Source organism: Flammeovirga pectinis, from assembly GCF_003970675.1.
Lineage (GTDB): Bacteria > Bacteroidota > Bacteroidia > Cytophagales > Flammeovirgaceae > Flammeovirga > Flammeovirga pectinis.
In genome coordinates, this window is sequence record NZ_CP034562.1 from 2,474,592 (window position 1) to 2,487,174 (window position 12,583).

Sequence of the window (12,583 nt, forward strand, 5' to 3'; positions counted from 1 at the left end):
GATTCTTTCAACCCATGTGGAAAAACTAAATGATTATATATAATTACTTAACGACAACAAATTTTAATGGCTGTCCAATAATTTCATCGCCTTGAAAATGCTGTACAATATATACTCCTGTCGGTAATGAATTGACATCTATAGAATATGTATTTCCTGTAAACCTGTCTTCCAAAATCTTTTTACCATTGGTATTAGAAACGATATAAGAACAATCAATTAATGATAATGGAGCCGAAATATTAACTATATCAGAAGATGGATTTGGATATACCTCCCATTCTATCTTATCTGAAGGGTTAATTGACAAAATAGGGTCAGAAGAAGTTAATGCAGATACATTTAAACGTATTGCCTGATATATCTCTTTAGTAAGATTATTCTGTACGAAAGCTATTACTTCTGCTTGGTCTGTATCATAAACTTGTGGGTTATCCCATTCTACCGTAAATGTTTCTGAACTACCAGTTACCCAACTTCTACCCACAAAACTTGTTCCTTCTGCTCCTGGTGCTGGACTCATAGACTTCATTACATCTGTATGAGTTGACAAACCTCTGCTTACTTCGATTCCAAATATTTCTCTTTCTACTGTTACTAGATGAACAACTATTTCCGTTTCATCAGAAGAGAATTCGGTATTAGCTGTGATCGTAATTTCAATTTCATTAGTACTACCAATAGAAGGTAATTGTAAACTTATATCAAATTCAGGATCTAATAAAGCACGAGTAGCAATATAATTCTGATAATTATCAATAAAATCATCTGTATGTCCTTGAAAACTATTACCATCTACAATAGTATTAGGAGCATCTGTTATCCCATAATAAAACTTTCTACCACTTGAAGGTTCAGGATTATCAGTATTTAGAGAGTCTGAATATCCACTTAATTTTATATGATAATTAATAGCAAAAGCATCTTCACTTAGGTAGTTTAAAACAGAATCTAATCTAGGGAATGACCTTGAATCTGACAGTTGTCCCGCATTTGTCATTGATTCTAAAACAACCACTTTTTTACGATTACCTATAAATACATTATCAATTACAACACCCTCATGTACCAAGGCTGAATTTGAACGAAATGCAAACCTAAATTGTAAATGCTCTTGTCCTATAAATTGATCTAAGCTATGACGGATGGATTTAAACTCTCTAAAAATCGCTCCTTCTTCTACTGTACTACCTGACCAACCAATTGGGTTATCTCCTGAAAGTAATAGTTGATTACCTGGATTAATACTTACATCCTCACTGTTATACCAATTTATAGGGTCGTCCACACTTCCTAAGATATTCCATGTTTGACCTGAATCTAGAGAGTACTGTAATGTTAAACCATCTACATCTGTTTCCATATCAAATTGCATATCAAAAGTTATCATTGGTCGAGACAAGCCAGATATATCAAAAGAAGGAGTATATAGGAATGAATGCTCATTAAAATGGTAATTAGATGATAAATTTGTTACCCACGCATTTGTTTCAGTCATTAGATCTGTTCCGCTTGCAATACCATAATCCCAACTTGATGAATCACCTCGATGTACCCAATCACCATCTGAAGAGTTGAAATTTTCTATATATTCATCATCTTCAGAAATTAATGAAACTCTTGGAAGTACATATACTTTTTCTGTAAGAATTTTAGAACACCCCTTTGTGGTAGTTACCATTAATTCTACATCATATTCACCTACTTGAGAATAACGGTGTCTTGTAGCTCCAGTTACGTTTGTTAGAGCATCAATAATTTCAATTGTACCATCTCCAAAATCCCACTGCCAAACTGATAATGTATCTATTTCATTAGCCATTGATGTTTCCATAAAAAGCATATCTGCTCCAAATTCAGAAACACTCCATTCAAAAGCTACCTCAGGAGGCGTACCTATGAATATCGTTTCTGTAGAGGATATTTCCGAACAACCTTGGTTTGTGATGACAGTTAATACTACAGTTTTAAAACCTGCTGTATTAAATGTATATTGATAGCTTGCTGCTGTAAGTGAATCCGTTAAAGTCACTGAAGATTCTCCTACCCCAAAATCATATTGCCAACTAATTATATTCGTAGAATCTTGTAAAACAGATTCATCTCTAAATTCTACAGTTCTAGTATCACAAAATACATCGTATCCAAATGCCGTAACAGGTACATCAACTATTGTAAACGACCTTTCAATAAAATCTAAACATCCATTTTCATTAGTATATGTATATCTTATTGTTTGAACTCCTAAAGGAGAATTTTCTAATACAACTTCATTATTAGTTCGTATTAAAGCACCTGTCGGAGATGTTAAAACTCCACCAGAAACAGTTGTAATAATTAATGGATTATTATCTGATTTACAAAATACATCTCCATCTTCAATCCCAAACAGATCAAATACTGGCAATGGGTGTACCACAATATTTAATTGAGTTGCACTTCCTTCACAACCTAAGTGAGTATCAGTTACATAATAAGTATACGTTGTTTCTGCAGTAACCACGGTATTATCAGTAGGCGTAAATGTATTTGTAGTACCTACAGTATTGGTTAAAGACGCATCACTATACCAAGTAATATCATCTACTAACCCTGTTACAATCATTGGTTGTAATACATCTCCTGAACAATAATTAAGCGTAGCTGTAACACTAGGATTACCGGGGGTTTTATTAACAACAAATGTTACTTGAGTAGTATCACTTTCACAACCATTAACTGTTTGAGTTACAAAATATTTTTGACTGAAGTCCGAAGAACTATTTGGATCTGGAGGGGTAAAAGAAGTAGTTGTGGAAACTATACTTGTTAACGCAACATCATCATACCATTTTATATTTATACCAGCTATGACAGTTATTGGTTGAATAACATCACCAGAACAATATATAGGGTTTGAATTATCTATTATTGGTTTTGTAGGTGTAGGGTAAACTGGGATATCAACTTTTTGAGGTAATGATTCACAACCATCTGTTCCTACTTGAACTACCCAATAATTAAGAGTATCTAGAGTCGAATAGGTTGGCGCTACCCTAGCAGGATCAAATGTCTGGTTTACTGACTCTAGTGATGTAAGATCTATATCAGAATACCACTTAAAGGTTGCTCCGGTTTCACCTACAACAGTTATAGGTAAAATTGTTTCTGCTTCACAATAAGGTGTAATATCAGGAACTGAAGGTATTGCTGGTAATGCATTAATTATAATATCTACAGCCGCAGTTGGAGATTCGCAACCATTGATTGTACTTGTTGCATAAAAACTAACAATAGAATCATTTAGAACATTTGTTGAAAAAGAGGGTCGATAGTTATTGCCTGATCCTAAATAGTTTACTCCTGAAGCATCTGAATACCATTGAACATTTACACCTGTATCAATTGTTAAAATAGACAAGGTTCCACCTGAACATAGAGCTGCTGGAGCATTAAAAGTAGGAGGAGAAGGAGTTTTATAAATTTGAATTGAAATTAAAGTTGATGGACTTTCACAGCCATTCATTGTTTCAGTTACATAATATGTAACTAAAGAATCCGAAGATACATTTGTATTTACTATAGGAGTATATGAGACACCAAGACCAACTTGAGTAGATAATACCGCATCTGAATACCATTTAATATTTGAACCTGTTGTGACATTTATTGCTTGAATAATGTCTCCAGAACAATAAACAGGGTTAGGATTATCTATTACAGGTTTTAAAGGTGTAGGGTAAACTGTAATATCAACTTTTTGAGGTAATGACTCACAACCATCTGTTCCTACTTGAACTACCCAATAATTAAGAGTATCTAAGGTCGAATAAGCTGGTGCTACTCTCATAGGATCAAATGTCTGATTTACTGAAGCTAACAGAGTTAGATCTGAATCAGAATACCATTTGTAGGTTGCTCCTGTTTCTCCTGAAGCTGTCATAGGTAAAATTACTTCTGCCTCACAATAAGGTGTAATATTTGGAACAGAAGGTGAAGCAGGTAATGCATTAATTATAATACTTACTTCTGTAGTTGTTGACTCACAACCATTTATTGTACTCGTCGCATAATAGCTTACAGTGGAATCATTTAGTACATCTGTTGCAAAAGAAGGTAAATAATTATTACCAGATCCTAAATAATTTATGCCTGCTGCATCTGAATACCATTGTACATTTATTCCTGTAGCAATTGTTAAACTTGATAGAGTTCCTCCTGAACACATTGCTAAAGGAGTATTAATGCTAGGTACATCTGGTGTTTTATAAATTTGAATGGAAACTAAGGTTGAGGGACTTTCACAACCATTTAATGTCTCTGTTACATAATATATTACTGATGAATCTGAAGATACATTTGTATTTAATGCAGGTGTAAAAGAATCTCCAAAACCAACTTGAGTAGAGAGTAATGCATCCGAATACCATTTAATATTTGCACCCGCAGTAGACACAGATAAACTATTAACAATATCTCCAGAACAATAGGTGAGATTCGGATTATCAATTACAGGTTTTATAGGTGTAGGATAAACTGGAATATCAACTTTTTGAGGTAATGATTCACAACCATCAGTTCCTACTTGAACTACCCAATAATTAAGAGTATCTAAGGTTGAATAAGTTGGTGCTACTCTCATGGGATCAAATGTCTGATTTACTGAAGCTAACAGAGTTAAATCTGAATCAGAATACCATTTGTAGGTTGCTCCTGTTTCTCCTGAAACTGTAATAGGTAAAATTATTTCTGCCTCACAATAAGGTGTAATATTTGAAACTGACGGTAAAGCAGGTAATGCATTAATTATAATACTTACTTCTGTAGTTACTGACTCACAACCATTTATTGTACTTGTCGCATAATAGCTTACAGTAGAATCATTTAAAACATCTGTAGGAAAAGAAGGTAAATAATTATTCCCTGATGCTAAGTAATTATTCCCTGATGCATCTGAATACCACTGTACATTTGTACCTGATAAAATTGTCAAACTTGATAAAGTTCCTCCAGAACACATAACAGCAGGCAAATTGACCGTAGGAGGATTAGGTGTTTTATAAATTTGAATAGAGACTAATGTTGACGGACCTTCACAGCCATTTGTTGTCTCTGTTACATAATAAGTTACTGATGAATCTGAAGATACATTTGTATTTAATGCGGGTGTAAATGTGTCTCCAAAGCCTACTTGTGTAGAAAGAACAGCATCTGAATACCATTTAATATTAGTACCTGCAGTTGCTACAGATAAACTATTCACTATCTCCCCAGAACAATATGTAGTTTGATTTGCTGCATGTAATAATGGAGCAACTGGCTTAGAGTATATTAGAATATCAACTTGTAGTGGATCACTTGTACAAACATCAGTATTTGTTTGTACTACATAATAACTAACAGTAGTTAGTGCTGAAACATTCGGTGCATTACTTGGAGTTAACGTATTCGATGAACTTACTACAGATGTCAAACCCACATCAGAATACCACACAAATGAAGCTCCTGTCTCTCCTGTTACTTGAATTGGTGCTAGTGCAACATCATTTGAGCAATATGAAGGTACCGAACTTGTTAATGAAGGGATTGAAGGCAATGGTTTTACATATAAAGTGTCATTAATACTTAACAAACATCCTTCTAAATTATCATAAGTATAAGTAATTATATGCATTGAGTAATCACTTGTGCTTGTTTCTCCTGCTGCTACAGATGCTACAGATGGATTAAAAGAGGCTGTTCCATCCATGTTTGATGTTAATCCTCCACTACTAATAGTATAAGTTCCATTCCCTGCATAAGCAGACAATCCTTCCATTGGAGTAATTAAGACATCTCCGTCACTGTAACATACCGAATCAGAAGATGAACTAAAAGCCAAACCTACTTCATCAAAACCATATATAGTGACAACAGAATCTGCATCATTTAAACATCCAACACCATCCGTATAACTAAAAGTGATCGTATAATCTTCATCACTATCATAAATATCCAATCCCATCTGAGATGGGATAAAGTATGCTGTTCCATCATTATTATCAATTAAAGCTGACGCTACTGCATCTAAAGTACTAAAAGACCCAGAAGTAACATCAACTGAATTAGCAATGCCTTGTAAAAAAACAGTATCTCCATCAAAACAAAAATGTCCATCATCTCCACTTGATACATAACGGTAACCTACTGTTGGTAAACGATTCACATTAAATGTAATTACATCTACTACAGAGCAAGAATTAATATTATTATCTGTATAGGTATATCTCAATGTATGACTTCCTAAACTTAAATTTCTTGGATTGATAATTATACTATTGTTAGAAACTAAAGCTCCTCCATCTAAATCAAATACACCACCCGAAGAACTTAAAACACCATCTACATTAGCATCTACAGAAAATGGGGCATCATCTTCACAAAAATCTAATTGAGATAAATTTATATTTGCTATATGATTTTTAGTAATAATAACTGACTGAGAAACAGAGTATTCAACTACAGGTATTGAAGAATCTTCATAAACCGCAGTTAGAGTTGTAGAGTAATTTTGACCATCTAAAACAGATGGGTTAGCAGCCAAAACATCAGCAGGAGTAAAAGTAGCTCCAGATGGTGTAGCCATTCCCGATGTACCATCACCTTCAAACCTAACTAAAGTGTAAGGTCCAGTACCTGTAAAACTAGGCTGAACAGGAACTGTTAAAGTTACAGCAGCGTCATCCTCGCAATATTGGGCCCCAACTGAAATTACGCTAGAACCATCATAAATATTAAAAACAACAGCTTCAACTTGTTCACAACCATCGCTGCCAGTAATATGATAATTTATTGTGTGTGTTCCTTGAGTAGCTAAATTTGGGTAAAAATTATTATTTCCAGATCCGGCACCAGTACTTACTACCCCTGGTCCCGAGCAATAAAACGTCTCTCCTGAAACTAAACCTGTTACATTTAACGGTACAGCTATAGTTTGAATATCAGAATGACTTGTTGTTGAGGGTTCTAAATTAAATGTTGAAATTAATGCAGGAACATTTATTATTGAAGTTAACTCTGGGCTAGTGCAACTACCTGAAGTTACTTCTCTTCTAAAGATATATTGACCTGGGTTACTAACAGAAGCATTATAATAACTTTGTGAAGTTGCTCCAGGAATACTATTAAAGCTTCCTCCATTTCTTTGTCTATACCATTGATATGTATAAGAATCATTTCCTCCTGTTGGAATTGAGCCTATTAATACAATTGCATCTCCTAAGCATACTGTATTTCCAGATATATTATTTATTGTATTTGATGAAATACTAGGATTTATTTCTACATCAACCTCATTTGAAATAGATGTACATGCCCCTGAACTAACAATCCTTCTGAAACTGTAATTTCCATTTGTCGAAAAAATAACAGAGTTTGTATAATTAGACGATGTACCATCATTTATCCATCCGCCACCATTAATAGCATATTGCCATTGATAACTAAAAGTACCCGTTCCTCCAGAGGCTGTAGTTGTATTAATTGTTACACCTCCAACATTTGCAGAATTACAATATTCGGTATCTGCTGGTGATGAAATTATATTATTTATACCGTTTATAACATTAACAGAGAATGTGTTAGAATTTAATGTTATACCATCACTTTCTACAGATCTTCTATATGTATAAGTTCCGACAGATAAATTAGTATTTTCAACTAACTGCTCGTGCGAATAATTCAAACTAACATAACCTCCAGCACCTAACCTTCTCTCCCAATTATAAACATAACCTCCAGCACCTCCAGATGCACTCGAAGAAGGTGTCGTAAAGCTCACTAAATCCCCATCACAAAATTGAGTAGAAGTTGGAGCAGTAATAACATTCGTCAAAGCTGGATAAAAGTAATTCTGAGAACCATCTGTAGTTGATGTAACAGAAGTGCCTAAATTACCTGCTTCATCTTCTAAAGAAATTGAAAATGAAACAGCAACATAATTAGCAGGATTTGAAAATAAATAACTAGCTGTATAATCATTCGCGATATTCGATAAAGTTGCATTTTGACCTCCCAACACTACTGTAGATGTAGTACGTAATAATTCATTTGCCGTAAAAGAGAGTGTACTTGTATTTCCATTTTCAACTAATTCAGAATTTACACCATTATCAGAAACTATAGAAACACTTGATAAACTCGGAGGTGTAGTATCAATAATTAATACTTGATTACCTGTAGTTGAAATATTACCATAAACATCTTCTATAAAATAACTAATAGTATGTGTTCCTTCTGAAAGAGTAGTAAGTGTTATATTATTATTTATTCCTGTAATTGTTTCTCTCCCAACTTCTCCGTCAATAGAACTATTAACTATAATTTCTCTTGAATCAACATTTGTCAAACCAGTAAAGTTAAATATTGGTGTAGTGTTATTGGTTTTCCCATCACCAATTATCCCCGAATCTGACGCTCCATTTAGAATTGGTAAAGTTAAAGGAGGTATTGTTATATTTTTCAAATCATATACAATAGTATTTGACACATTAGACTCATTCCCTGCTATATCATTTACTTTGACTGTATAATTATAAACTGCTCCAGAAGTAATAATAGACGATGTAATTTGATCAGAACCTGTTGATGTTAATGTTCCTTTAGTATTACTTCCCTCGTATAAGGTGATTGTACTTCCAACTGGAGAAACTATCGTAAAAGTTGGTGTTAAATCAGTCGATTTATAATCTGAATTATCTCTTCCTGTATCTGAATTCGTATTCAAAGTAATTGATGGCGTAACTGGAATTGTAGTATCAATTGTTAGAGATAGATTAGAAGATGCAGTACTTTCATTTCCTGCTACATCAATCATTTTAGCTGATATTTGATGTACACCTTCAGACAAAGAAGAACTTAAAGTGACGTCCTGAGAAGTTCCTGTTATTAAAACAGTCTCTAAAACTCCATCTTTATCACTTTCTAATTGTACTTTAAAACCAGTAGTATTAGTAAGTCCACTTAATGTAAATGTTGGTGTAGTACTATTTGTGATATCATCTGCTGTACTTGTTCCACTATCTGAACTTGTCAATAAATCTGGAGTATTTGGTGTCGATGGAACGGTTGTATCAACCGTAATAGATGTTGTTGTTACAGAAGAAATATTACCCGCAATATCTGTTGCATAAGCTTGGATATTCTGAGTACCTGCTGCAACAACTCCAATAAAAACATTTGTGCCAGTACATGGGCCTATTGCTATTAAATTACTTCCTCCGTCATAAAGAGTTATTGTACTTCCTACTTCTGCTGTTACTTGAAATAACAATGAAGTCATATTTGTAATATTATCTGAATTACTAGTCCCTAAATCAAAATCTTCATGTATTCTTAACAATGAAGGGGCTGAAGGAGCTGTTTCATCAATAATGTAATTTTTAGTAGCATCTGTACTATTAAACTGTAACTTAAATTGATCTGTATCTGTTTTTAAAGTTGAGATATTTGCAATTATTCGATACTCCGTCCCACTATTTATAGTGATCAATGTCAAATAAGTCCCTGCAGTCTGCCCCGTAGTATTTTCAAATAATTCAAAGTCTGTAACAACTGGAGAAAGACTTGACCCTGTTAAAGTCCACTCAAGAGAAGTTGTATTTACGCTAATATTATTATTGTGCATTAATGTCTGAGCTTGCAAACAAAAACACAATAAGAAAAGAGGTAAAGCTAATATATATTTAAAGTTGTATAATTTAATCATAGTACTTATGAGATCCGATTTAACTCAATGAAGAAAGCTGGCTATTAGGTTGTTTAAAACTCCTTTATTTAAATTTATTAACTATTAATACGGTAACTTTATTACAATAGTTATGCTAATTTTATTTAACAATATTTATAAGTTACAATAAAACTCACTGTTTTTTTGATAAAGATTGAAATAAACATTACATAAATAAGTTGTAATATGATTAAAATCAACAATTTATAGGTTAATTTCTTTATAATTCTTATCAAAAATGAATACTTAACTATTTGTATAAAATCATGAGTGTTTTTTTTATCAATTATAACCTTCAACAGGATTCCTATTGAATTCTTATTTTATAAATAGTGATACATTAACCTACTAGGAGCATTTTTTTGATAGACAGTAACATTCTAGCAGGAATAGAAAAATAGTTGTATTAATCATCCTATATGGATGTCCCTGAAAAATTATTCTTTAAATAAGCATGAAACTATTAATAACTAGATCATTTAATAAAGTCACTAGTAAACCCTAATTGTTCGTTTAATTCTCTGTAGCTACTGGAGTCTGTTGATACGATAGACTCCCATTGGGGTCAGTCTTTATAAAGCAAATTTTTGTATTGTTACCAAAGTTCGCTGTTCCTACAACAAGGATTGATTTGTCGTTTTGAACAATAACCTTCCTACCATAATCAGGACCTTCATAACCAATTGTTTTTTGCCAAAAAATCTCACCAGTATACGAAATTTTCATAAGTAATATATCTTCGTCTAATCCATAAGAGTCTGTCGATCCTACAATATATACACCTTCATTTGTTAAGGCCATATCTCTTCCTCGATCAATACCTGTTAATCCAAACTCTTGTAAAACTCCAGCATCTCCATTTTCATCTAAACTAGAAAATAATATATCCCTATTTGTTTCTGATACCTGACGATCCCCAAGTACATATAATGTATTTGCATAAGAAGAAATTTTAATTCCTAACTCATTACTAGCAGAACCAAAATATTTGTCCCAAACAATATCACCTACGCTATTTACCCTAACCGTTCGCATATCTGAAGAAATAAATTCTTCGTTATTATCATTTACTTTTTTAATATCAACTGCACCAAATAAATAATAATTTTGGTTATCGCCTTCTACAATAGAATTACCAAGGTCATTTGCAGTAGGTTGAAAACCCTGTATTTTTTGCCACTCTAATGCTCCTGCTGAAGAATATTTAATACTAATCATATCCCATTGAGGTTCAATCCCGGAACCTGGTGTCATATTTCTAACTTCTCCAATGATAATCACACCTCCATCAGACGTCAGTTCAATAGCATTAAATACCACTTGATCATAACCAGGATGGATTTCCGTAGTGGAAACTGTTTGTGCATTTTCTGATTGAGGATCAACATACATTAATACACCTAAAGAATCGTTTCTATTTGCTAGGATAACAACATTAGTTTCTGATAGCTTTACCATCCCTACAGCATTATCAGTATTTGCAGCAGAAGTATCAGATACAATATATTGAGAAATTTCATTCCCATAAATATCTGTTTCTACAAGAAAAGCAGAAGTCGATGTTGTTGAATTTGTGTTTCCTAATAATAAAAAACCATTTGATATAGCTAATACATCTACTCCCGTTTCAGCAGATTCAGTTCCATAAAACTTAACAAAAGTTTCTCCAGGAGTATAAGTTGTTTCTGTTTCACAAGAAGTTAGAAGATAAAGAAGTAGTATTGATAATATTCTAGTAAAGTTCATCATATAAGTCAAATTAGATTAATCAAGTTTTCGGTATTTCCTATACATTTTTGGCTTATAAAAATCATAAGAAAAACTAACATTCAATGATATAACGTCTAATTTTATATCATTATCAATAAACCCGTAGCTAAAAATCAATTCAGAATTATCATATCTAGTATTAGGTTTATTAAACGTGTCTAAAGCATAACTATATGATGCCATAACTGTCCAATGTGTCATTCTTGATTTTACCTGAAACCCTAATTGTAGGTATGCTTCATATAAAATTTCTTTGCGTTGCTCTTTTACAGTTATTGGTGATGGTTCAATATCGGCAATCTCATTATTATCAAAAGATTGAGTGCCTTCTATTGAGGCTGACAATAAATACCTAAGGCCTCCACCTACTCCAATAAATGGTTTTAATTGTGTTTTTTGAGTAATCATCCAACGAAGAACAAGTGGAACATGTAGCCATGATTGAGATTCCTTCATTGTTGTGGTTGAAAAATCTAACGGCTTTTCAGAAGTCTCAAATACTACATTTTCATAAGTTGGAGCAAGATTTAATTGAAAATGATTATTCAATAAGTACGAAAAAGTTACGCCTACTTTAAAATTCACTTTAGGAGCATATTCTACAGCTGAATGTAATTCTTCAGAACCAACACCAAACGTTTGTTCAATATGAGCTTGGTTATAACTTACCCCACCTAATAAACCAAAGGTCATGATAGGGCGCGACCTAAATTTGCCGTATAAGTTTTTTAATTCAGCAGGGTCTGCACTTACTGGTTTATATTCTGGATATTGTTTTAAGAGAAAAAGCATGTTTTCTTCCGCTTCATCTAATCTATCTGCATATAAGTAAGATAGAATAACCAACCTACGGGCTTGAATCTGTTTAGATTCTGATTCATAGCCTAGTTCTATACAGCTATTAATTTTTTCAGGAACTTGAGAGAGTTTCCCATCATTATATAAAACATTAGCTTGTACAAATGCTTCTTCACAATCTTGAGCAATTATTATTGAACTAGATAAAGAGAGAAAGAATAGTGTGCTTAGTTTTATTAATTGAGTAATATTGAAGTTAATTGAATACAA

At 33.0% G+C, this 12,583-nt stretch carries 3 protein-coding genes; all 3 read right to left on the minus strand.

Annotation, left to right across the window (positions count from 1 at the left end; all coding sequences use genetic code 11):
* Positions 1–43 precede the first annotated feature (43 nt).
* On the minus strand, positions 44–9,724 hold the full coding sequence (locus EI427_RS09835) for an Ig-like domain-containing protein (protein WP_126614125.1): 9,681 nt from the start codon (positions 9,722–9,724) through the stop codon (positions 44–46).
* A gap of 534 nt (positions 9,725–10,258) precedes the next feature.
* Entirely contained in the window at positions 10,259–11,494 is a 1,236-nt protein-coding gene (locus EI427_RS09840; RefSeq protein ID WP_126614127.1) for a hypothetical protein, read from the minus strand.
* Between the two features lie 15 nt (positions 11,495–11,509).
* Entirely contained in the window at positions 11,510–12,583 is a 1,074-nt protein-coding gene (locus EI427_RS09845; protein WP_126614129.1) for a porin family protein, read from the minus strand.